A 23,528-nucleotide genomic window follows, 5' to 3' on the forward strand; every position below is an offset into this window, starting at 1 on the left:
GGCGGACCGGCTCACGGTGCCGGCCCGCCGGAGGGTTCGTTCTCCCCCGCGGCGCCGTCCGGTGGTTCGCCGTCGATGGTGGTGTCGTCATCCGTCTGGTCCGGGTCGTCGGCGGTCGCGTCAGCGTCGTTCGCGTCAGCGTCGTTCGCGTCAGCGTCGTTCGCGTCGTCGTCGGTGGTGATCTCGTCGGCGAACAGCGGCAGTCGAGGCGGATCCTCCTGCGACGGCTGAACGCCGGTTCCCTCCAGCGCGAACCGCAGGATGTCGGCGAACGCCGGTCCGGCCAGCCCGCTGCCGGAGTTTCCGTTGCGCGGATTCATCACCGAGACCACGACGACGTACTTCGGGTCGTCGGCCGGAGCGAACCCCATAAACGACGAGTTGAACTGCCGGTAGCACCCGCAGTCGGGGTCGATGCGCTGGGCGGTTCCGGTCTTGCCCGCGACCCGGTACCCGTCCACCGTCGAACCGCTGCCGGTGCCGCCTTCACCCATGACGGCTTCCATCATCTCGGAGATCTCGGCCGCGGTCTCCTCGCTGACCACCCGTACCGGCTCGGCCCCCTCGGTAGGTGTCTCCTGGCCGTCCGCTCCGATGGTGGCCGAGATCAACGTCGGGTCGATGCGCACTCCGCCATTGGCGATGGCCGCGTACGCCGAAGCCATCTGCACGGCGTTGACCGAGACACCCTGACCGAACGACACGTTGTCCCGGGTCAGATCCGACATGTCGGCCGGCAGCCGGCCGCTGGTCTCGGCCGGCAGCCCGATCCCCGTGGCCGAGCCGATCCCGAAGCGGTCCAGGTACTCGTGGAAGGTGTCCTTGCCGATGGCCTCAGTGGCCAACAGGGTGCCGACGTTGCTCGACTTGGCGAGGATCCCGGTCAGCGTCATCTGCTGCTCGGGATGGTTGTAGTAGTCACGGATGGTGTGCCCGCTGCGCCGGATCCGGTCCGGCACCGAATACACCGACTCCGCGCCGGCCACACCCTCCTCGATCAACGCCGCCATCGTCAAAGGCTTGAACACCGAACCAGGCTCATAGGCCTCCTCGACCGCGCGGCTGCCCCGATCGGCCGGTTCGAGCTCGTTCGGATCGTTCGGATCGACGGAGGGCACACTCGCCAACGCCACGATCTCGTGGGCGTCCGGTTCGAGCTGCAGGACAACCGCCACTCCGCCGTCGGCGCGCGCGTTGTCCACGGCATCGGCGAGCACCTGTTCGGCGTGCCACTGAAGATCACGATCGATGGTCAGCCGGAGCCCGGAACCAGTGACGGGGTCCTGCCGCGCCACAGGCCCGGTAGGGATGCGCTGCCCGGTAGGACTACGGCGGTACACCACCTGGCCGTCCTCGCCGGCCAGCTGGTTGTCCTGCGACAGCTCCAACCCGGCCAGTGCGGTGCCGTCGGAGCCGATGAATCCGATGACGCTGCCGCCGACAGCGCCGGCCGGGTACGCCCGCACCTCCGCGTTGTCCGCGCCGATGCCGGCCAGCTTCAACGCCTGGATCTCCCGCCACACCGACCCGGAGACACTCTTGGCGACGTAGACGTAGCGTCGGTCCCCGGTCAGCTTCTCCTGGAGGGTGGCGGCGTCGTCGTCGAGGATGTCCTCCAACTGGAGTGCGTACCGGGCCGGATTGGTTACCTCTGTTTGGTCGACCCACACGTGGTAGGCCTCCACCGCCTGGGCGAGTGGGGCGCCGTTGCGGTCCAGGATGTCGCCCCGATCGGCGGGCAGCGTCTCGGTGATCCGCCCGATCTGGCTGGCCGTCACCGCGTACGTGGAGGCGTCGAGCCCCTGCAACTGAACCAGCCGGCCAGCGAACAACGACAGCAGCACACATCCGGCGACCATCAGCACCTTGATCCGCTTGCGGGGATCGGCCAGCCGGAACAGCCGGGCCGGTGGCTTCTTGCGGGCCGGACGACGTGGCTTCGGCGCCGGTGCCGGCTGTGGCCGTGGACGGGTGCGGCGGGTCGCCGCTGCCTGGCCGCGGGTGGCCGACCCACGCGGACCGCCGCCACGGCCGGACGCGGCACGGGCCGAACCTTGCCCGGTGTCTCCACCGCGGGTGCCACCACCACGGCTGCCGCCGCCGCGGGCAGTGCCACCGCCACGGGTACCACCGCCGCGGGCACTGCCGGCGCCGCGGGTACCACCGCTCTGAGTACCGCCGCGGCCCGCCTGCTGCGGTCGCCGCGGCTTACCCCCCGCTGGCCGCCGGGGTCGCTCTCGCCCGGTCATTCCGAGCCGCCCGGTACCGGGGCTCCCAGCTCGACGAATACCAGATTCTCCCCCGGGACCATGCCGAGTTCCCGCGCCCGCTCGGCCAACCCGGCCGGCGACTCCAGCAGGGCCACCTCACCTTGCAACATGGCGGCTCGGTCACGCAGGGACGTCGTCTCCGCCTCGAGCCGCGACAACGCGAACGATCCCTGCTGCAACGCGGTGTTGAGTAGGAGTAGGCCCACCAGCCCGACCCCGAGCACTAGAAGGACCAAAACCACGAACGGGGCCCGTGGAGTCCGGGCCGCACCCGGCAGGACTCGCAATGCCGGCCGCCGCTGCGCGCGATGGACCCGACCTACCGGTGTTAGTGCTTTGTCGGCGCTCATGGCGATTCCTCCCCGTGTCCCCCGTGGTGGTGCTGCGAGCCGGCCGATCGTCGGCCAGCTCTGCCGCCGCCCTCGCCACGGGCGGCGACACGTTCGACGACGCGCAGCCGGGCCGATGCCGCCCGCGGGTTGGCGGCGGACTCGGCGTCGGTGGGCGTCTCACCCCGACTCACCAGCCGGAACAGAGGCTGATGTTCGGGCAGCTCAACCGGGAGTCCCGGAGGGGCCGTACTCGTCGTGGCGGCCGCGAACGCCCGTTTGGTGATGCGGTCTTCCAACGAGTGGTACGTCAACACGGCCACCCGGCCACCGGTGTCGAGCGCGTCCATCGCGGCCGGCATCGCCCGACGCAACGCGTCGAGCTCGCCATTCACCTCGATCCGCAAGGCCTGAAAGGTGCGCTTGGCCGGGTGCCCTCCGGTGCGTCGGGCCGGCGCCGGGATGGCATCGCGGAGCAAGTGGACCAACCGCTCGCTGGTGGTGAACGGTTCACGTTGCCGGGCGCGGACCACGGCGGCGGCGATCCGAGAGGCGTAACGCTCCTCGCCGTAGTCGCGGAGGATCCGGGTGAGATCCCCGGCACTGTACGTGTTCAGCACGTCGGCCGCCGTCGGGCCGCCGGAGTGCTGGTCCATCCGCATATCCAGCGGGGCGTCGTGTGCGTAGGCGAACCCCCGGTCCGCTTCGTCGAGCTGGAGGGAGGAGACACCGAGATCGAACAGGACTGCCTTGATCCGGCGGATGCCGCGTTCGGTGAGCACCTCTCCGATCTCGTCGTACACGGCGTGCACCGGCACGAACCGGTCGCCGTACTCGGCCAGCCGGGCCCCGGCCAGCCGCAGCGCCTGCGGATCGCGATCCAACCCGACGAGCCGGGCCCGCGGACAGGCCCGCAACAACGCCTCGGCGTGGCCACCGAGACCAAGAGTGGCGTCGACGATCACCGCACCTGGATCCCGCGCCACCGGCGCCAGGATCTCGACGACCCGCGACAGCAGCACAGGTACGTGCCGGCCGGCCGTCGGCTCGCCTGGTGTCACGGTGGGCTCCTCGGGTTCTGCGTGCGGCCCGGGCCGGTGGTGTGCCGCCCCGCGCCGGATGGTCCGGCTCCTGGTGTTCGTGCGACCAGGTCCCCGCCCGCTCGATCTCGTCATTGCCGCCTGGCACCGGGGAAGGTGTGTCAGGGGACGTAGAGCGGGCCGGAGACCTCGCCGCACGACGCGGGCGGGGCCATAGGTGGACGGGGCCGTCAGAAGATGCCCGGCAGCACCTCCTCGGAGATGTCCGCGAACATCGGTTCCTTTTCGGACTGGTAGCTGTCCCATGCCTCGGACGACCAGATCTCCACCCGGGTCATGGCGCCGACAACGGTGCATTCCCGCTCCAGACCGGCGTACGTACGCAAGCCCGTCGGGATGGTGATCCGCCCTTGTTTGTCGGGAATCTCGTCGCTGGCCCCGGCGGCCAGCATGCGAGCGAAGTCTCGTGTGCCTTTGTGGGTGAACGGCGCCGCACGCAGTTGTTCGGTGAAGCGCAAGAACTCTGCCCGCGGCCAGACGTAGAGACAACGCTCTTGCCCCCGTGTGATCACTACGCCCTCCGCCAGATCTTCCCGGAACTTCGCGGGGAGGATGAGCCGCCCTTTGTCGTCCAGGCGAGGCGAATGGGTGCCCAGAAACATGAGCCCCACCTCCCCGTCGGTCAGGCCACTCTCGCTCCATTGCTCGCCACTCTACTCCACTTTCCCCCACTTGCAACCACAATTAGCCCCACCGCTCCCCCACGCCCTCCACTTCCCCCCGCTCCACCACGGTCCGCCCGGAGCACGGCGCACATCCCGTCACCGCCCATACACATGGGCTCTGGTTCCGGCAGGACTCGTTTCTGAGCGCGCAATTTGCAAGACTCGGGTTCACAAGTACGAAGACACAGCGCGGTCCAGAAGGAGAACCCCAGTGCCTCAGCCCGTACCGCCTCCTCCGCCCACGGGGCCGGTGCCCGCCAGCACTCCGCTGAGGGCACCCGTCGCTCCCGGTCAGCGCGGTGCCGCCGACCGCACCGAGGAGCTCGACCTCTCGGACCTCACCGAGACCGCTGACCGGCTCCAGAACGCCATCGGGGCCGTGGTGGAAGGCAAACCCGAAGTGATCGAGCTGGCTCTCGCGGTGCTGTTCGCCGAAGGTCACCTCTTGATCGAGGACGTCCCCGGCGTTGGCAAAACCCTGCTAGCCAAGTCGATGGCCAGAGCGGTCGACTGCTCCGTCCGCCGGATCCAGTTCACACCCGACCTCATGCCCAGCGACGTCACCGGCGTCTCGGTGTTCAACCAGGAGACCCGCCAGTTCGAGTTCAAACCCGGCGGAGTGTTCGCCAACGTCGTCGTCGGCGACGAAATCAACCGCGCCTCCCCGAAGACCCAATCCGCCCTGCTCGAGTGCATGGAAGAGCGGCAGGTCACCGTCGACGGCACCACCTACCAACTCGAGGCACCGTTCATCGTGGTCGCCACCCAGAACCCCATCGAGATGGAAGGCACCTATCCGCTGCCGGAGGCCCAGCGTGACCGCTTCATGGCCCGGCTGTCCATGGGTTATCCAGCAGTGGCCGACGAAATCGACATGATCGACACTCACGGCGCACATACCGGCCTGGACACCCTCGAACCGGTCACCGACGCCGCCCACATGATCAAACTGATCGGCCTGGTCCGCTCGGTCCACGTCTCCGACGCCGTCAAGCAGTACGCGGTCGCGTTGGCCGGTGCTACCCGCGCCTCCCAAGAGCTGCGGCTAGGCGCCTCACCACGCGCCACCCTCCACCTCGTGCGGGCAGCCAAAGCCTGGGCCGCACTCGACGGACGCGACTACGTCCTTCCAGACGACCTCCAGACGCTGGCCGCACCGGTCCTCGCGCACCGGCTACTCCCCACCGCCGAGGCCCAGATCGGGCGCCGCGAAGCCAGCCAGGTGGTCACCGACATCGTTCAACAGGTTCCGGTACCCGAAGGCCAGCCACACACGTGAACCGATCGCTCTCCGGACTCACCCGCCGCGGCTGGGTATTCGTCACCCTGGGCGGCGGCATCGCCATCGGTGCCGTCCTCGTCGGGCAGCGTGACCTGCTGCGCGCCGGAATTCTTCTGTTGGCGCTCCCCCTCGGAAGCCTGTTGGTCGCGCTGCGCAGCCGAGTGCGGTTGAACGCCCAGCGCACCATCGAGCCGGCCCGGGTCCCGGCGGGCACCGTGGCCACGGTCCGGCTCGAGATCTCCAACCGAGTGCGGGTCACCAGCGGGGTGGTCCTCGTGGAAGACACCCTGCCCTATTCGCTCGGCCAGCGGCCCAGGTTCGTGCTAGATCACGTGTGGTCCAGATTCCGCCGCGAGGTCACCTACAACATCCGGCCCGGAATGCGTGGCCGGTTCAACGTCGGCCCACTCACCATCCGCGTCACCGACCCCTTCGGGCTCGTCGAACTGCGCCGGGCATTCAGCGAGGTCGGCACGTTGATCGTCACCCCGACGGTGCACCCGCTACCGCCGGTCCGGCTCAGCGGCGAGTGGAGCGGCAGCGGTGAGTCGCGGCCCCGGGCCATCACCACCGCGGGCGACGACGACGTCACCGTCCGGTCCTACCGAAACGGCGACGACATGCGGCGGGTGCACTGGCGGGCCACGGCTCACCACGGCGAGATGATGGTCCGACGGGAGGAACAGCCCTGGCAGAGCCGGGCCAGCATCCTGCTCGACACCCGTTACGGCGGGCACGCCGGCGACGGCCCCGACTCCTCGTTCGAGTGGTCCGTCAGCGCCGCGGCCTCCATCGGGGTGCACCTGGTGGAGCGCGGATACGTCGTCCGCCTGCTCCAGGACGAGGACGATTCCCTGCCCACCGACTGGTACCACTCGACGCGGGAACCCGTCGACTCCCGCGTCCATCTCCTCGACACTCTCGCCGTCACCACGGCCAGCCGCACCGACTCAGTTGCCCACTGGAGCGATCTCGTGGCCGGAGCCGACGCCGCCACCGGCATGCTCGTCGCCGTCCTTGGCCGGATGCGGCCCGAGGAGGCCAAGGTGGTCGCCCGGCTGCGCCAAGGCTCGGCCACAGCGCTGGCCATCATGGTCGACGTCGCGTCGTGGACGTCCATGTCCACACTCGACAGCGAGCAGGTCCGGCAGGCCGAAGTCACCCAGATCCTGCGCCGTGGTGGCTGGAATGTCGTCACCGCCCAGCGCACCGAGCCGTTAACCGCCGTTTGGGAGCGGCTGGCTATGGAGCGCACCTTCGGAGGGGCCGCATGATCCCCCAGACCCGGCCCACCGTGGTCGCCGGCATCGCCGCGCTGATCTCGATCATCCCGCTCCTCGAGCTCACCGACAACGCCAGCTGGTTGGCTCCGGCCGCGATCGCCGTGGTGGTGGTGTGCGCTGTCGGGTTGATGGGCCGCCAGTTCCGGGTTCCCGGCGCGCTGATCCTGCTCGCCCAACTCATGGTGGTCACGTGGTGGCTCGGGCTCCTCATCGCCGCTGATCTCGCCTGGTTCGGCGTATTCCCGAGTACCACCTGGCCGGACCGGTTCAGAGCCGTCGCCTCCGAGGCCAACGAAGCTATCGAGACACTCGGCACGCCGGTGCCGGTCAGCGACGGGATCCTGCTTTACATGGTCGCCGGCATCGCCGCGATCGCCATCGCCGTCGACCTCCTGGTTGGCACCTGGCGCCGCTCGGCGCTCGCCGGCGTACCCCTCGCCGCCGCTTATGCGGTCACCGCCGGGATCCAAGGTGGTGACCTCGGATGGTGGTGGTTCGTGCCGCCGGCCGTCGGATACATGGCCCTGCTGATCGTCGAGAGCCGGCGGCGGGTATCGGCGTGGGGCAGCAGCGCGGGTCCCCCAACCGACGCCTCGGGTGAACCCGCCGCGGTGGCGCTGGCGAGGAACGGCCGGCGGGTCGGCGGGGTGGCGCTCGCCGCCGCCGTCGCCATCCCGGCATTCGTGCCCATCCTCACCGACGGCGTGGTCAGTGGGCGCGGCGGAGGTGGCGGCAGCGGCGATGGCCGCACCATCCGAACCGACAACCCCATACTCGACCTCCAACGCAACCTCACCCGGCCGGACAACGTCGACATCCTGCGTTACTCCGCGTCCGACTCGTCGTCCCACTACATCCGCACCGTCACCCTCGACTCGTTCGACGGCGACGTCTGGAAGATGTCCGACCGGCCCGTGCCCGAGTCGCAGCGGGTCAGCGAAGGGATGCCGGAGCCTCCGGGGCTCGATCTCGAGGAGCCACCGGACGAGGTAGAGATCCAGTTCGCCGTCGACACCATCTACGCGTCCAAGTGGCTGCCTCTTGCCTACCCCGCTCAACACATCGACATCGACGGCGACTGGCGCTACGACCCCGCCACCCTCGACGTCGTGGCCGCCGACAGCGATGCAGCAGGAATGGTGTACTCCGCGGTGAGCCTGGACGTCACCTTCGACGCGGCGATCCTGCAAGACGCGGGTGAGCCGCGGACCGATGTCGACGACCTTCTGGACCTCCCCGACGAACTCCCAGACATCGTCACCGACCTGGCCGACGAGGTCACCAGCGACGCCTCCGACGACTTCAGCCGAGCGGCTGCCTTACAGCAATGGTTCCGTGGCCCGTCGTTCACCTACGACCTCACCACCCAGCCGGGCACGTCATCGTCCGCGCTGGCCGACTTCCTGGAAGACCGCAGCGGATACTGCGAACAGTTCGCAGCCACGATGGCGATCATGGCCCGATACCTGGACATCCCGGCCAGGGTCGCGGTGGGATTCACCCCTGGCACGTTCGAGGGTGATGGCACCTGGTTGGTCCGCGCCCACGACGCACACGCGTGGCCCGAGCTGTACTTCGAGGGAATGGGCTGGGTGCGGTTCGAGCCGACTCCGGCCGCCCGCACCGGCACAGCGCCGGCGTGGACCCTCGAACCCAACGAGACGGCGCCAGACGAAGAGCCCGACTCACCGGACAACACCAGCACCGCGCCGCCGACGAATGACCTGGACCAGTTCCCCGACGAAGACATCCTGGGTGGTGGCGGCAGCACAACCACCACCAGCCAATCTCCTTGGCCGCTGGTGGTGGCGGGAACGGTGGCCGCGTTGGCGGTGCTGGCGTGTGTGCCGGCGGCCCTGGCCCGGGTCCGCCGGGCTTGGCGTTGGCGGCGCGCCGGCGCCGATCCGGTGGCCCAGGCAGCCGCCTCGTGGGCAGAGATTGGTGAGGCCGCCCGCGACGCAGGGCTACCGTGGGACGCGGCCACCACACCCCGCGCGGCCGGCCGGACGATCACGGCTCAGGCGAGCCTCGCCGACGAGCCACGCATTCTGCTCGATCATCTGGTGCGAGTCACCGAACGTGCACGATATGCCCGCCGAGCCGAGCCAGTGTCGGATCTACGGGCCGACACCTCCGTGCTCAGCCATACCCTCGTCCGGTCCGGATCCCGCATCCAGCGGGCACGGGCCTTCCTGTGGCCAGCCACCCTGACCGATGGTTGGAACCAGCTGACCGGGCGAGTCACGGCGGTACTCGACTGGATGGAGACGAGCCGACCACGATTGCGGGCCGCGCTCGCCCGCACCGGGCGGCGCTGAGGCAACAACAAACCACGGCGCCGGGTTCGACACGGCGCTGCCGACTGGATCGCACTGCCGGCTGGATCGCGACGCAGGCCTAACGGCCACGCCGGTCGGCATCGCCGCACCTATCCGACGACAACCCGCGTCCGACCACAGCTTGGACCGGGTCTTGGCGGACCCGACGGACCCGTCCCCACCACAACAAACCCCGCCGGCCGATCCCGAGTTACTCGGGACGGCGGCGGGGTTATCCAGCCGCTCGTGCCATCTCACCGTCGCGTTGGCGACACACGAAACGCGACGGTGTGGCCGACGTCAGTTGCCGTATCCTCGTTCGCGGCGCTGCCGCCAGCGTTCCTCCAGGCGTTGCATAAACGAGCCGTGGCCACCTGGCTGCTTGCGGCCCGAGGCACGGCGCACGCGCCGGGCCGAACCAGGGCTGATGTCTGGAATGTCGTCCGGCTCCGCCGTGGCTTCCGGGGTGCGTTTCCACGACGTGACACCCAGCCAGGCAGAACCCAGCATGACGACGAAACCGGCGACACCTAGCGGAATCACCTGAGTCACCGCACCGGACATCAACATCACGATGCCAGCGATGAACGCGATAACCGAGAGCACCGCACGCCGGACGTACCGGCGCCGGAGATCGGAACCACGCATGGTCGTGGCGAACTTCGGATCCTCGGCCTGGAGCGCCTGCTCCATCTGCTCGAGCAGCCGCTGCTCATGATCGGAGAGAGGCACGTTCCCCTCCAACGAACGCGGGCTTACATCTGTCAACTGCTGTGAAATCCAGCATATGCCCCGATGGCGCCCTGGGAAAGCCAGGGTGCCCAGTGCAACAAGATCATTTGAGGATCCAGGCATAAGTCCACCCAGAATGCGGGCTGTTGCCGGATTGGTCACACCGGTTGGCACTTCCCACCGCGGCTATTCCCGGATGGCTGTGACATGCAGCGCCCCCGCCAGAGCTCTCAGTTCGGGCATCCTCCCCGCCGTGGCCTCAAGCGCCGCCAGAGCTCGGACGTCGGTGGCGTCGTCGACGAGCGGGCCGGGCACCAGGTCAGTGAAGATTCGGACCCCGTACACCGCGTCGACCACCAGGCCACTGTTGGTGAGGAGATCGGTCAAACCCACTTCGCTGAAACGCCGTGGCAGCGGATCGGAGCGTCCCCACCGGCCATCCGGATCTTCCAGTAGATGACGCGCCTCCTCCAGGTGGCCGCCCACCGCCTTGGCGATCGCCGCCGCATTACGCTGGGCCGCCACGATGCTGGCCAACGCGGCCGGACGCAAACAGGCCACGATGCCAGCCACCGCAGCCTGGGGGTCATCCACAACCTCGAGCACTCCATGACACAACATGACGTCCGCGCTGTCGACTTCGACCACCATGGCGAGGCTTGCGGCGTCGCCCTGCACAGCCTCCACCCGCGACGTCACGTGTGCTTCCGCCGCGCGCTGTTTCAAGGTCGCGAGCGCGTTGGGACTGGGATCGACCACCGTGACGCGGTGCCCACGCATCGCCAACGGCACCGCGAACACCCCGCTACCACCACCCACGTCCAGCACATCCAACGCCGCCTGACCGACCTCCTGCGCGCGGCGATCCAGGAGTGCGTCGACCTGGCTCCACAGCGCCGTGCCACGCACTCCGTGCGGAAACTGATCCGGCATGTTATCTCCACGTCCGTCCGGCCCCGAGCCGGTTGATGTCCAGGTGATCGTATACCTGTCCGGACCAGGGTCGCGGGCTGTTCTTGCCGTGGCCCGCCCAACCTTCCACCGTTGGCCGGCCCGACCTTCCACCGTTTCGGCGGTGGAGTCTTAACTGTCGCTCGAACGTGCCCAGAGGTTGAGCCCCGCATCCGAAGCTTGCTCGTCGATGGCGACGATCTCGTCATCGGACAGCGGCGGCGCGTCCAGGGCACCCAAACTGTCGGTGAGTTGCTCGACCGTCCGGGCGCCCACCAGAACCGACGTCACCCGCTCGTCACGCAATGCCCAGCTCAACGCGAGCTGAGCGAGAGTCTGATCACGCTGAGCGGCGATCGTGTTCAACGCCCGTAGCCGGCTCCGGACATCATCGGTGATCAACGATGGGTCGAAAGAACCCGGCCGGGCCGCACGTGCGTCCTGCGGGATCCCATCCAGATACTTGTTGGTCAGCAAACCCTGAGCGAGCGGCGAGAACGCGATCACGCCCATACCCAGTTCGCCTGCGGCGTCCAACAGCCCACCTTCGATCCACCGGTTGAACATCGAATACGACGGCTGATGGATGGTGACCGGGGTGCCCAGTTCCGCCATGAGTTCGGCGGCCTCCCACGTCCGCTCCGCCGAGTAGGACGAGATGCCGGCGTACAACGCACGCCCCGACCGTACCGCGGTGTCCAGCGCGGCCATCGTCTCCTCTAGCGGGGTATCGGGGTCGAACCGATGAGAATAGAAGATGTCCACATACTCCAGGCCCATCCGCTCCAGCGACGCGTCAAGGCTGGACAAGAGGTACTTACGGGATCCCCACTCGCCGTACGGACCGGGCCACATGTCATAGCCGGCCTTGGTAGAGATCACGAGCTCGTTCCGGTACGGCCGGAGATCTTCGGCAAAGATCCGGCCGAAATTCTTCTCCGCCGATCCCGGCGGTGGGCCGTAGTTGTTGGCCAGGTCGATGTGTGTCACGCCGTGGTCGAAGGCCGTGCGGATGATCTCACGTTGAGTCGCCAACGGCGTCTCGTCCCCGAAGTTCTGCCACAGACCCAATGACACAGCAGGTAACCGCAATCCGGTGCGCCCGCTGCGTCGGAACGGCATGCTCTGATATCTCGACTCGGCCGCGCGGTGCGGAGCGTGAATGCTGAGGTCTTTTGGTGGTCGCTCACTCATACGTGCGAACCTACCTGTCGTGTCTGACAGTCGTGCGCCCCGCCGCCGCCCACCGGCCCGCCCGACCACCCCCCACCCTCTTCTGCGCCGAGCCGATCCGCGGCCCGGCTCTTACCCCATCGACACCGGCACCGCGGACCTCCTCCCCGACGGCGACGGCGCCGGCGGCTGGACTGTCGCGGTCAACGGCGTGCCCAGCTCGTACGTTCACCTGGGCGACCCCACCCGCCTCGACTTCGAGTATGTCCAATGGACCGGCCATATCGTCGATGCCGTCGCCGCACCGGGCACCCCGATCAGCGCCGTGCACATCGGCGGAGCCGGCTGCACTCTGGCCCTGTACACCGCCACCACCCGGCCACGATCCCGGCAGCTCGTGCTGGACGTCGACGCCGCACTCATCGCCCTCACCCGCCGAGCATTCGGACTGAAGCACGTACCCGGATTACGCCTGAAGGCCGCCGATGGGCGGACCGGCCTGGCCGGGCTGGCCGACGCCAGCGCGGACATCGTCATCCGGGACGCCTTCGACCACCGGCATGTGCCGCCACATCTGACCACGGTCGAATATCACCAAGAGGTGGCTCGTGTGCTGCGCCCCGGTGGCATACACGTCGCCAACGTCGCCGACAACGTCGGTGTACGAGAATCCCGCATCGAGGCCGCGGCGGCCCGGGCCACGTTCTCTCACGTCGCCATGATCGCCGAGCCGGCGCAGCTGCGTGGTCGACGGTATGGCAACGTGCTGGTGGTGGCCGCCACCGCACCATTACCCCACGACACCCTGGTGCGCCGGCTCGCCGGTGGCAGCGTCCGGGCGCGGTACGTCGCCCCCGACCGAGTGGCCGAACTCGCCGCCGGCGCACATCCCCGCGTCGATGCCCATCTCGCCACGCCGCCCTCCGAACCCGGGTGACCAGAGCTACACCCTCACTTCCCCTCGTGGGGCTCGTCAGCGCGGAGATGTTCGACGGCGTCCGGATGGGAATCGAGATACTCCACCAGTGTGCCGGGCGTCCGGCCGGTCAGGCGCTGGACGGTGTCCGAGGCGACGTTCATCTCGCCCGTGGCGATCGCCGCGTACGACGTGACCCAACCCTCAATGGCCCAGGCCGGAGCGCCGCTGGGCGCTCGAGACACCCGTGCCTCAGCCAACGTCTCCGGGACGTAGGCCACGTCCCGTCCTGCCGCCTCACCAAGGACCGCGGCGGCTTCCTCGAGACTCAGCGGCGCACCGGTGACGTCGTATGTCTGGCCATCGTGTCCGTCTCCAGTCAACACGGCTACCGCCACCGCGGCGAGGTCATCACGGGCCACCCAGGTAGCCCGCCCGCTGCCGGCGGGCCCACGGATAGCCGCGTCACTCCCGGACGCCCACAGCGGTAGGAGATCCAGATACAGACACGGCCTCAGAAAAGTCCACGCCACCCCATCCAGGGTGCGGATGTGTTCCTCGGTGGCCCAATGATCGCGGGCAAAGGTGAACGTCGCATCGGCCGCGGCTCCCAGGAACGACAGGTAAACCACCCGCCGCACACCCGCTGCGGCCGCCGCGTTCACCGCCGTGATGTGTTGTGCGACGCGGTCTTCCGCCTCGGTTGCGGAGACTAGGAATACCACGTCGACGCCCACCAGGGCAGCCCGCATCGCGTCGAAGTCTCCGTATGTGGCTTCTTCGACGTCGACACCGTCGAGGTGTGGTGCCCGGCCGCTGTCACGTACCACGAGCCGGAGGTCGTGCCGCTGTTCGGCCAGCAGCCTGGCCACCCGGCCCCCGATCTGTCCGGTTGCACCGGTCACTGCATACATGACCACATCCTGTCGTGCTCACTCCGGCCGCGCTAGCGGCATCTCGATCTCGGTGTCGCTCCCACCGGTGATCGTCGCCGCATTTCTGCCTTCCACCCGAAACGAAAGTGGGGAACCGGGCCACGACACCGGTTCCCCACTTCCCAGCGGCTGGGTGGAACAACTACTTCGATGCTGGTCCACCCAGCCACTGACCAGCGGACCGTCAGGGAGTCTCAGCGGCCGGCGTACTTCGGCATACACCGGCCGGGTTTGGCGCGATCAGCTGCAGCCACTCGTGGAACCACACCCCTCACATACGTAGCAACTGCCAGCCGGACGCATCTTGGTGCCACAAGTGACACACAGCGGGGCGTCGGTACTGGTGCCTTGCAGCGCTTCGAGCAACTCGGCCGACGTATGCGCCTCGGCGGGTGCCGGTTTGGCAGCCACGTCCTCGGTCCGCGACACGGGTTCCGCCGGCGGCTCTACCACTGGCGCCGACTGGCGATACGACTCAACCTCGACGTCGTCCTCAGCCACCGGTGCGTACTCACCCGTCTGCAACTGCTGGGCACGCTCGGCCGCCGTATGGATACCCAGCGCCGAGCGGGTCTCGAACGGCATGTGGTCAAGAGCGAGCCGGCGGAAGATGTAGTCGACCACACTCTGCGCCATCCGCACGTCGGGGTCGTCGGTCACCCCGGATGGCTCGAAGCGCATGTTGGTGAACTTCTGAACGTACGTCTCGAGCGGCACACCGTATTGCAACGCGATCGAAATAGCGATGGAGAACGCGTCCATCACGCCGGCCAGGGTGGACCCCTGCTTGCCCAGCTTGAGGAAGACCTCGCCGAGACCGTCATCGGGATACGATCCAGCCGTCACATAGCCCTCGGCGCCGCCGACGGTGAACGAGGTGGTCCGGCTCGGCCGCGACTTGGGCAGCCGCTTGCGGATCGGCCGGTACTCGACGACAACCTCCTTGTCCGCCGCCTCACCCGACTTACGAGTACTGCCGTCCGAGAGCGGCTGGCCCACCTTGCAGTTGTCCCGGTACACCGCCAACGCCTTCAGGCCCAGCTTCCAGCCCTGGAGATAGACATTCTGGATGTCCTCCACCGAGGCGGACTCAGGCATGTTGACGGTTTTGCTGATCGCGCCGGAAAGGAACGGCTGGACCGCCGCCATCATCCGCACGTGTCCCATGGGCTCGATAGCACGCGGCTGGCCCGCCGCGCAGTCGAAGACGGAGTAGTGCTCCGGCTTGAGCCCTGGGGCGTCGACGACATTGCCGTGTTCAGCTATGTACTCGACTACCGCCTCCACCGTCTCTTCGGTGTACCCGAGCTTGCGCAGCGCCTCGGGAACGGTGTGATTGACGATCTGCAGTGATCCGCCACCCACGAGTTTCTTGAACTTCACCAGCGAGAAGTCCGGCTCGATCCCGGTCGTGTCGCAGTCCATCATGAAGCCGATGGTGCCGGTGGGCGCCAGCAAGCTGGCCTGCGCGTTACGCCAGCCGTTCTTCTCGCCGAGTTTGTTGCCCTCCTGCCAGAACCGGGTGGCTACCTTCTGCACGTCACCGTCCAGAGCGAAATGAGTGCGCAGTGCGTCATTCGCGGCAGCGTGTTTGCGCATCACCCGGGCGTGCGCCTGGGCGTTGCGGGCGTACCCCTCGTACGGGCCGACTACACCGGCCAACTCGGCCGAACGCTTGTAGGCCGCACCTGTCATGAGCGAGGTGATCGCAGCCGCCAGCGCACGGCCGGCATCGGAGTCGTAGGCCAGCCCGGAGGCCATCAGCAGCGCCCCGAGGTTCGCGTATCCAATACCCAACTGGCGATAGGCACGGGTGGTCTCGGTGATCTTCTCCGTCGGGAAATCGGCGAAGCAGATGGAGATGTCCATGGCCGTGATGACCACCTCAACAGCTTTGGCGAACGTCTCGCCGTCGAAGCTGCCATCGTCCTTGAGGAACTTCAGCAGGTTCAGGCTGGCAAGGTTGCAGCTGGAGTTGTCCAGGCTCATGTACTCCGAGCACGGGTTGCTCGCCGTGATCCGGCCGGTTTCGGGGTTGGTGTGCCAGTCGTTGATGGCGCCGTCGTACTGGATCCCGGGGTCGGCACACTCCCATGCGGCCTCGGCCATCTTGCGGAACAACCCTGCGGCATCGACAGTGTCGATCACCTCGCCGGTCATCCTGGCTCGCAGGCCGAAATCCTCACCGTTCTCGACCGCACGCATGAACTCGTCGTTGACACGGACGGAGTTGTTCGCGTTCTGATACTGCACCGAGACGATGTCCTTGCCACCGAGATCCATCTCGAAACCGGCGTCCCGCAGGGCCCGGATCTTGTTCTCCTCGCGGGCCTTGGTTTCGATGAACTCCTCGACGTCCGGGTGATCCACATCCAGAACCACCATCTTCGCCGCCCGCCGCGTCGCGCCACCGGACTTGATGGTGCCAGCCGACGCATCGGCGCCACGCATGAAGCTCACCGGGCCAGAGGCGGTGCCACCCGACGACAACAGTTCTTTGCTCGAGCGGATCCGAGAAAGGTTGAGCCCCGCACCCGAACCACCCTTGAAGATCATGCCTTCTTCGCGGTACCAGTTCAGGATCGACTCCATGGAGTCGTCCACCGACAAGATAAAACAGGCGCTGACCTGCTGCGGGGAAGCCGTACCAACGTTGAACCAGACCGGGGAGTTGAAGCTGAAGACTTGGTGCAGCAGCATCCACGTGAGCTCATGCTCGAACACCTCGGCATCGGCCGCCGTAGCGAAGTAGCCGTGCTGTTCGCCTCCGTGCCGATACGTCTTCACGACCCGGTCGATGAGCTGGCGCAGGCTCCACTCCCGCTGATCGGTGCCCACGGCTCCACGGAAGTACTTGTTGGTGACGATGGTGGATGCGTTGAGCGACCAGAAATCGGGGAACTCGACCCCCTTCTGCTCGAAGACCGTCTCCCCCGTCTGCCAGTTCTGCTGGCTGACGTCCCGCCGTTCCCACGTCACCTCGTCATATGGGTGGACACCGGGTTTGGTGTAGAGCCGCTCGATGGTGAGTCCCCGTGCGGCCCCCTTGGCCTTGGCCTTGCCAGCGCCCTTGGCTCCGGCACTACCACGGCTCGGTCCGCTCACCGTTTCTGTCATTGACCTCTCCCCTGTCGTGATGGTTTTCCCCCGTGGCCGACACCGGACGACGTGGGCCGTCGGGTGCCGGATGGAGAGCTACTTCTTCGGTTGTGGGTGGTGCCGACGTCAGTGCCGCAACTCGGCGGCGGGTTCTGGCCGGCCGTCGCGTAGGGCCGCGATCTCGGCCTCGAAGTCCGCCAGTGTGTCGAACCCCCGATAGACGCTCGCGAAACGGAGGTAAGCAACCTCGTCCAACGCCCGTAGGGGGACAAGGATGGCCAGCCCGACCTCGTTGCTCGGGATCTCGGCACATCCAGCGGCCCGGAAGTGCTCCTCGACCTGCTGCGCCAGCCGAGCCAGAGCGTCGTCGTCGACGCCTCGCCCCTGGCACGCCTTGCGGACGCCTACGACGATCTTGTCCCGGCTGAACGGCTCGACCACACCCGATCGCTTGACTACGGCGAGAGTCAATTGCTCAAGCGTAGTGAACCGGCGCTCACACGCCGGACATTGCCGACGCCTACGGATTGCCGCACCGTCATCCGCGGTCCGGCTGTCGACGACCCGGCTGTCAGGATGCCGGCAGAAGGGACAGTTCATGCTTAACACCGCTCCCTTCCTGTGTATCACCTGTGGATGACCTGGGGACAATCTGTGTATCGCCAACCACAACCTGTGGACTACTTACACATATGTAACTACTAGATATAGGGGTAACGCTACGTCGCCCTCCGGCGGTTCGCAACCACAACCGAGCCATTGCCGAAAGGGGACTCATCCGCGCTGGTCAACCCCACATAGCTGAATTCGCGTCGGCGCGTCGTGTGGCCGATCGACCAAACCACCCACCGATATCACCGTTACCCACACAGCCGCGGTCCGGGGAGAACAGCCTCTACCCAGCAGCCATGGGCACCAACAGCCGGTCACCTGGCTGAATGTCATGCACCGAGGTGAGGCCATTAATCTCCATGATCGCGTCGACCAACACACGCGGATCAGCACCCGGCTGCACCTCCTGCGCGACGCGCCACAAGGTGTCACCAGCTTCGACCTGCACAGGAACGGTCTGAACGTTGGCATCCACACCACCGGACGCACGCACGAAGGGCACTACCGCGGCCGCGACGAGCACCAGCCAGATCGCCGCCACCACCAAGCGACCTCGACGGGTCAGCCTGGAACCGTGCAGCGTCGGCGCCGCCGGCGTGGCGCAACCGTGCACCCGCCCCCTGGGCCGCACTGGACGAGGGGCCACGGCCGGGGCACGGCGGACGTCCACCGACCTCGCCGAGGCAACGCGCGGCATAGCGACCACCGCACCCGACTCGCCCGCGTCCATGACATCGCCGCCAGGCTCACGCTCCCCCGCGACACGCCGGTGACGCGGGTATACGACGACGTTGTCCAGGTGCTCACGCTGCCCCACACCAGACCGAGCCGACCGCTCCGCCGCGGGCGCCTGGACCGCTCCTGTGGTGATGATCGCCATCGCCTCTACCTCCGGTTCCTTACGATCGAACAGCCACCCATAACCGAACAGCCGTTCGATAGAACATCCGTGCGAATATTTCTACAGGGCCCCACCGACAAAGTCGAGAAACATCGAACAGATGTTTGATCGTGTCGCTATTTCGGGCTAGCCTGACATCGTCAGCACCTGGCGCGGGACGGATCGACGACGGTGATCTTGCGGTCACCGCCGGGCCGTGCGGCACAACATTTCGGAGGTAGCGTCGTGGCGAGGCAGAGCAAGACTGAGCAAGGGTCGGGCAACCAAGACGGCACGCAAGGCGCCTCGGTCCACCAGTTCCCCGACCCCACCACTGGCGGCAGGCCCATCTTGACGCCGCGGCAGTGGAAGGTCCTTGAGGTTATTCGCGACTCCGTCGAGCGGCGAGGGTACCCGCCCAGCATGCGTGAGATTGGCGAGGCGGCCGGGCTCGCCAGCCCGTCGAGTGTGTCGCACCAGCTCACGGTGCTGGAGGCCAAGGGCTACATCCGGCGAGACCCCCACCGGCCGCGTGCCCTGGAGGTCCTCGCCCCACCACAGTCCGACGGACCAAGCGCTGAGGTGGCCGCCTCTCCCTCCGACGGCCCGATCTTGCCGGCGCCGTCGTACGTTCCGCTGGTTGGCCGCATCGCCGCGGGTGGTCCCGTCCTGGCTGAGCAAGCCGTCGAAGATGTCTTCCCGCTGCCGCGTGAACTCGTCGGCGAGGGCACCCTGTTCATGCTGAACGTCACCGGAGACTCCATGGTCGATGCCGCCATCTGCGATGGTGACTGGGTTGTCGTCCGCCAGCAGCAGGTCGCGGAGAACGGTGAGATCGTCGCCGCCATGATCGACGGCGAGGCGACAGTGAAGACGTACAAGCAGCGCGATGGCAGCGTATGGCTGTTACCTCACAACGACGCTTACGAGCCGATTCCCGGCGACGACGCCACCATTCTTGGGCGTGTTGTCGCCGTCATGCGCCGTATCTGACTCAGAACACTGGGGCCCGGAGCCGTGGGATCGTTGTCCCCGTGGCTCCGGGTTCTCCATACTCGCGGATCCGTGACACCAGCGTGCGAGCGGGATCGCAGCTCAGTCTGAGACATTCAGCCTGCGAAGCGCCCCGGTCGCCACGGCACGGTCGGCGGTGAACCACATGGGTGGCAGCGAAGCTCGCAGATAGTTGCCGTACCTCGCCGTCACCAGCCGTGGATCCAGCACAGCGACCACTCCGCGGTCGGTGGATCGACGAATCAACCGGCCAGAACCCTGCGCCAGCAACAGCGCGGCATGGTTGGCCGCCACCGTCATGAACCCGTTTCCACCGTTCTTCTCCACCCAGCGCTGACGGGCGGAGCTCAACGGCTCGTCCGGGCGCGGGAACGGAATGCGATCGATCACAACCAGGTGGCATGCCGCCCCCGGCACGTCGACCCCCTGCCACAGCGAGAGGGTTCCAAAGAGGCTGGTAGCCGGATCCTCGGTGAACTTGCGCACCAACGTCGGCACGATGTCCTCGCCCTGACACAGAATCGACATGTCGGGGAGCCGCTCGCGTACGGCCGCGGCAGCCTCTTCGGCCGCACGACGCGAGGAGAACAGGCCGAGGGTGCGGCCACCGGCCGCCGATACCAGCTCAGCGAGTGCATCGACCGCCTCTGGACGTAATCCGTCCCGCCCTGGAGGCGGTAGGTCACGTGCCACGTAGAGGATGGCCTGTTTGCTGTAGTCGAACGGCGATCCCACGTCCAGGCCGTCCCAGCGCGGCGCGTTATCGCCCATCAGGCCGAACGTCCCGGCTACGGCGTCGAATGTCCCGCCCAGCTCGAGTGTCGCCGACGTTGCTACCACGGTGGTTTCACCGAACAGCTTGTCGCGTAACAGACCGGCGACCGACAGCGGCGCCACCCGCAAAACTCGCCCGCTGCGCTGCCGCTCCTCGGTCCAGACAACATCGTGCTCGTTCTCCGCCACGATCCGCTCGGCGGTGGTGAAGATGTCGTCGACCATGGTTTTCGCCGCCCGGCGGGCCGCCTCGACATCAGGTTCGCGATCTTCTTTGGCGGTGGTGCTGAAGCCGGACACTACCGCTCGTGCGGCATCGCGTAGGTCGACGAGTGCGCCCTGGAGTCGCTCGGGCAGTTCGTCGAGGCGGCCGGCGGGAGCGTCGTCGAGGGCCTGCCGGAGCCGCTCACCGGCGAGTCGCAGCTCACCGGCGTCTCCCTCACCAACATGGGCGCGGCACCTGGTGGCGGCCCGATCCACCACGCCTGGCCACAGGTCCGCCGCCGCCACGCTGGTGACCCGCGCCACCAGTTCGTGCGCCTCGTCGACGATGGCCGCGTCGTATTCGGGTAGTACCGGCACCCCTTCGAGTGCGTTGATGGCGAGCAGTGCATGGTTGGTCACCACGAGATCGGCGTCGCCGGCTCGATGACGGGCTCGTTCGGCGAAACATTCGGTGCCGTAGGGACACCTGGTGGCCCCCAGACACTCCCGTGCGCTCACCGATACTTGGGTCCAGGCTCGGTCGCTCACCCCGGGTTCCAGACGGTCGCGGTCGCCCGTGCCGCCCTCCTCCGCCTGCTCCTCCGCCCACTCCCGCACCCGCAACACCTCGGCCCCCAGTGACCCTGAGGTGACCTCCTCCGCCGATACGAGCTCACCCTGGTCGTCCGGCACGCCGTCGCGCACCCGGTGCAGACAGGCATAGTTGGCGCGCCCCTTGAGGGTGGCCCAGCGTGGCGCCCGGCCGATCAGCGGCGCCGCGGCATCAGCTAAGAGGGGCAGGTCGCGGTCGACGAGCTGGGCCTGCAACGCCAGGGTGGCCGTGGCGACCACCACCGGCTCCCCCTCCTGGGTGGCATGTAATAGTGCCGGCACGAGGTACGCCAGCGACTTTCCAGTACCCGTTCCCGCCTGCACCAGCAGGTGCTTCCGGGTGCCGATGGCACTGTCGACGGCTTCGGCCATCTGCATCTGGCCAGCGCGATGTGTGCCACCCAGAGCGTCGACCACCGCGGTGAGCAGCTCTTTTGTATCGACGTCGGGTTTGGTGGACGACTCGCTCATCCCGCGAGGCTACACGTGTGATGCCCGGGCACGGTCGCTGCCGGCGGCCATGATGGAATCGAGCAATGAGTGATAACGCCGTTCCGCTGATCCCCCGCGAGGTCCTGTTCGGCAACCCCGAACGGGTCACGCCGAGCCTGTCCCCCGACGGCACCAGGATCGGGTTCGTCGCACCCGATGATGGTGTACTCAACGTCTGGGTCGGCCCGGCCGATGATCCAGCGGCGGCGCGCCCGGTCACCTTCGATCGTGGCCGCGGCATCCGCGGGTACGACTTCTGCCACGACGACAAAACACTCGTCTATCTGCAGGACACCGATGGCGACGAGGACTGGCGGCTGTACGCACTCGACCTCGACTCCGGTGAGGCGCAGTTGCTCACCCCCCAGTCCGGGGTCACGGCCGGGGTGCTGGCCCACAATCGTTGGCACCCGACCACCATGCTGATCGGACTCAACGCCGACGACCCCGCACTTCATGACATCTACCGGCTCGACCTCACCACTCGCGAGATCGAGAAGGTCGAGACCAACCCCGGCTACGCGGGCTGGATGGTCGATGTCGACCTGAACGTCCGGGGTGGTATGGCGATGACCGAGGACGGCGGCGCCGTTGTGTACCTGCGCAACCCGCGGACCGGCGTCGACGAGCCGTGGATGGAGATAGGTGCCGACGATGTCGCCGGCACCGGTGTGCTCAGCTTCAGCCGCGACAACACCTCCGTGTTGGTGCTGTCGAGTGTTGATGCCAACGCCTCCCGGTTGTTGCGCGTCGACCTCAGCACCGGCGCGGAGACGGTCCTGGCCGAAGACCCCGAGTACGACGTCGGCGGCGTCACGCTGCACCCGGAAACACTGGAGCCGCAGGGTGTCACCTTCATCAAAGATCACAAGGTGTGGGTCCACCTCGACCCCGAGTTCGGGGCCGAGATCGACTACCTGCGCGCTCAGCTACACGGCGAGGTGGGGATCTCCCGGCCCGTGCGCGACGACCGCCGGTGGATGGTGCACGACATGCTCTCCGACGGCCCGGTCCGCTACTACGTCTTCGATCGCGACACCCGCGAGCTCACCTTCCTCTTCTCGCACCGGCCGGAGCTCGAGGACTATCAGCTCACCGAGATGGAGCCGTTCAGCTATACCGCCCGCGACGGCCTCACCATCCACGGCTACCTGAGCTTTCCGCCGGGTGTCGATCGGGAGAACCTGCCGGCCGTGCTGAACGTCCACGGCGGCCCGTGGGCCCGTGACGTCTGGGGATTCGATCCCGAGGCTCAGTGGTTCGCCAACCGTGGATACCTCTGTGTTCAGATCAACTTCCGCGGCTCCACGGGTTATGGCAAGGCGTTCGGCAACGCCGGCAACAAACAGTGGTCGAAGGCGATGCACACCGACCTGCTCGACGCTGTCGACCACCTCGCCGGCCTCGGCTGGATCGACCGCGACCGGGTCGGCATCTACGGCGCGTCGTACGGCGGATACGCCGCGCTGGTCGGGGCGGCCTTCACCCCCGACGTGTTCCGCTGCGCCGTCGACCTCGTCGGTCCATCCAACCTGCTCACGTTGCTCACCTCGATTCCGGAGTACTGGAAACCGCAGATCGCGTTTATGTACTCCCGGGTCGGCAACCCGGAGACGGAGAAAGACTTCCTGTGGGCGGCGTCTCCGTTGTCGCGGGTCGACGACATCCGTATCCCCATCCTCGTCGCCCAGGGGAAGAACGATCCACGGGTGAAAGAAGCCGAGGCGGAGCAGATCGTCAACGCCTTGATCAAGAAGGGTATCGACCACCAGTACCTGCTGTTCGAGGATGAGGGCCACGGTCTGGCCCGCCCCGAGAACCGGGAGCGTTTCTACGCCGCGGCCGAGGCGTTCCTGGCGCAGCATCTCGGCGGTCGCGCCGAATAAT

18 protein-coding genes are annotated in these 23,528 nt (G+C 67.4%); 6 read left to right on the forward strand and 12 right to left on the reverse strand.

The features are described 5' to 3' along the window. Window positions 1–11 precede the first annotated feature (11 nt). From G8760_RS12555 to mraZ, 4 genes are all read right to left on the reverse strand, one after another. Window positions 12–2,249, reverse strand: a complete 2,238-nt coding sequence (locus G8760_RS12555) for a peptidoglycan D,D-transpeptidase FtsI family protein (RefSeq protein ID WP_166351483.1) — start codon at window positions 2,247–2,249, stop codon at window positions 12–14. After that, window positions 2,246–2,620: a cell division protein FtsL gene (gene ftsL, locus G8760_RS12560; RefSeq protein ID WP_166351486.1), complete on the reverse strand. Its 375-nt coding sequence runs from the start codon at window positions 2,618–2,620 to the stop codon at window positions 2,246–2,248. The genes G8760_RS12555 and ftsL overlap by 4 nt, the downstream gene beginning before the upstream one ends. Beyond that, window positions 2,617–3,660 (reverse strand): 16S rRNA (cytosine(1402)-N(4))-methyltransferase RsmH, encoded by a 1,044-nt coding sequence (gene rsmH / locus G8760_RS12565; protein ID WP_246222524.1) that lies wholly within the window; start codon window positions 3,658–3,660, stop codon window positions 2,617–2,619. Before rsmH ends, ftsL begins: the two co-directional genes overlap by 4 nt. A 209-nt stretch (window positions 3,661–3,869) precedes the next feature. Further along, on the reverse strand, window positions 3,870–4,301 hold the full coding sequence (gene mraZ, locus G8760_RS12570) for a division/cell wall cluster transcriptional repressor MraZ (RefSeq protein WP_166351491.1): 432 nt from the start codon (window positions 4,299–4,301) through the stop codon (window positions 3,870–3,872). A gap of 331 nt (window positions 4,302–4,632) precedes the next feature. On the opposite strand from mraZ, the gene G8760_RS12575 reads away from it, so the two are divergent. From G8760_RS12575 to G8760_RS12585, 3 genes are read left to right on the forward strand one after another with little or no spacing between them, the layout of a single operon-like run. Further along, window positions 4,633–5,643 carry an AAA family ATPase gene (locus G8760_RS12575; protein ID WP_343074402.1) on the forward strand — a complete coding sequence of 337 codons (1,011 nt, stop codon included), beginning with the start codon at window positions 4,633–4,635 and terminating at the stop codon, window positions 5,641–5,643. Next, window positions 5,640–6,920: a DUF58 domain-containing protein gene (locus G8760_RS12580; protein ID WP_166351496.1), complete on the forward strand. Its 1,281-nt coding sequence runs from the start codon at window positions 5,640–5,642 to the stop codon at window positions 6,918–6,920. Before G8760_RS12575 ends, G8760_RS12580 begins: the two co-directional genes overlap by 4 nt. After that, window positions 6,917–9,247 (forward strand): transglutaminase TgpA family protein, encoded by a 2,331-nt coding sequence (locus G8760_RS12585; protein WP_166351499.1) that lies wholly within the window; start codon window positions 6,917–6,919, stop codon window positions 9,245–9,247. The genes G8760_RS12580 and G8760_RS12585 overlap by 4 nt, the downstream gene beginning before the upstream one ends. A 300-nt stretch (window positions 9,248–9,547) precedes the next feature. On the opposite strand, the gene G8760_RS12590 is transcribed toward G8760_RS12585, so the two are convergent. The 3 genes from G8760_RS12590 to mgrA all read right to left on the reverse strand — a co-directional run bounded on the left by G8760_RS12590 (window position 9,548) and on the right by mgrA (window position 12,124). Beyond that, entirely contained in the window at window positions 9,548–9,979 is a 432-nt protein-coding gene (locus G8760_RS12590; RefSeq protein ID WP_166351501.1) for a DUF3040 domain-containing protein, read from the reverse strand. Window positions 9,980–10,165: 186 nt separating this feature from the next. After that, window positions 10,166–10,912: a class I SAM-dependent methyltransferase gene (locus G8760_RS12595; protein ID WP_166351503.1), complete on the reverse strand. Its 747-nt coding sequence runs from the start codon at window positions 10,910–10,912 to the stop codon at window positions 10,166–10,168. Between the two features lie 150 nt (window positions 10,913–11,062). Then, window positions 11,063–12,124 (reverse strand): L-glyceraldehyde 3-phosphate reductase, encoded by a 1,062-nt coding sequence (gene mgrA, locus G8760_RS12600; RefSeq protein WP_166351505.1) that lies wholly within the window; start codon window positions 12,122–12,124, stop codon window positions 11,063–11,065. Between the two features lie 19 nt (window positions 12,125–12,143). Here mgrA and G8760_RS12605 point away from each other — a divergent pair, with 19 nt between their 5' ends. Beyond that, complete coding sequence (locus G8760_RS12605; RefSeq protein ID WP_207782291.1) at window positions 12,144–13,040, forward strand: spermidine synthase; 897 nt, start codon at window positions 12,144–12,146, stop codon at window positions 13,038–13,040. Window positions 13,041–13,054: 14 nt separating this feature from the next. Here G8760_RS12605 and G8760_RS12610 read toward each other — a convergent pair whose 3' ends face one another. The 4 genes from G8760_RS12610 to G8760_RS12625 all read right to left on the reverse strand — a co-directional run bounded on the left by G8760_RS12610 (window position 13,055) and on the right by G8760_RS12625 (window position 18,545). Further along, a complete protein-coding gene (locus tag G8760_RS12610) occupies window positions 13,055–13,933 on the reverse strand; it encodes an NAD(P)H-binding protein (protein ID WP_166351510.1) in 879 nt (292 codons plus the stop codon). 261 nt (window positions 13,934–14,194) lie between these two features. Then, entirely contained in the window at window positions 14,195–17,071 is a 2,877-nt protein-coding gene (locus G8760_RS12615; RefSeq protein ID WP_166351512.1) for a vitamin B12-dependent ribonucleotide reductase, read from the reverse strand. A 108-nt stretch (window positions 17,072–17,179) separates the two neighbouring features. After that, window positions 17,180–17,653, reverse strand: coding sequence for a transcriptional regulator NrdR (gene nrdR / locus G8760_RS12620; RefSeq protein ID WP_166351514.1), 474 nt, complete (start codon window positions 17,651–17,653; stop codon window positions 17,180–17,182). 295 nt (window positions 17,654–17,948) lie between these two features. After that, window positions 17,949–18,545, reverse strand: a complete 597-nt coding sequence (locus G8760_RS12625) for a LysM peptidoglycan-binding domain-containing protein (protein WP_166351516.1) — start codon at window positions 18,543–18,545, stop codon at window positions 17,949–17,951. A 246-nt stretch (window positions 18,546–18,791) separates the two neighbouring features. Between G8760_RS12625 and lexA the strand changes: the two genes are divergently transcribed. Beyond that, window positions 18,792–19,538 (forward strand): transcriptional repressor LexA, encoded by a 747-nt coding sequence (lexA, locus tag G8760_RS12630; protein WP_246222525.1) that lies wholly within the window; start codon window positions 18,792–18,794, stop codon window positions 19,536–19,538. Window positions 19,539–19,640: 102 nt separating this feature from the next. Here lexA and G8760_RS12635 read toward each other — a convergent pair whose 3' ends face one another. Further along, window positions 19,641–21,620 (reverse strand): ATP-dependent DNA helicase, encoded by a 1,980-nt coding sequence (locus G8760_RS12635; protein ID WP_166351518.1) that lies wholly within the window; start codon window positions 21,618–21,620, stop codon window positions 19,641–19,643. Between the two features lie 65 nt (window positions 21,621–21,685). Between G8760_RS12635 and G8760_RS12640 the strand changes: the two genes are divergently transcribed. Further along, window positions 21,686–23,527 carry a S9 family peptidase gene (locus tag G8760_RS12640; protein ID WP_166351520.1) on the forward strand — a complete coding sequence of 614 codons (1,842 nt, stop codon included), beginning with the start codon at window positions 21,686–21,688 and terminating at the stop codon, window positions 23,525–23,527. Window position 23,528: the final 1 nt, after the last annotated feature.

Source organism: Phytoactinopolyspora limicola (assembly GCF_011320225.1).
GTDB classification, from domain to species: Bacteria; Actinomycetota; Actinomycetes; order Jiangellales; family Jiangellaceae; genus Phytoactinopolyspora; species Phytoactinopolyspora limicola.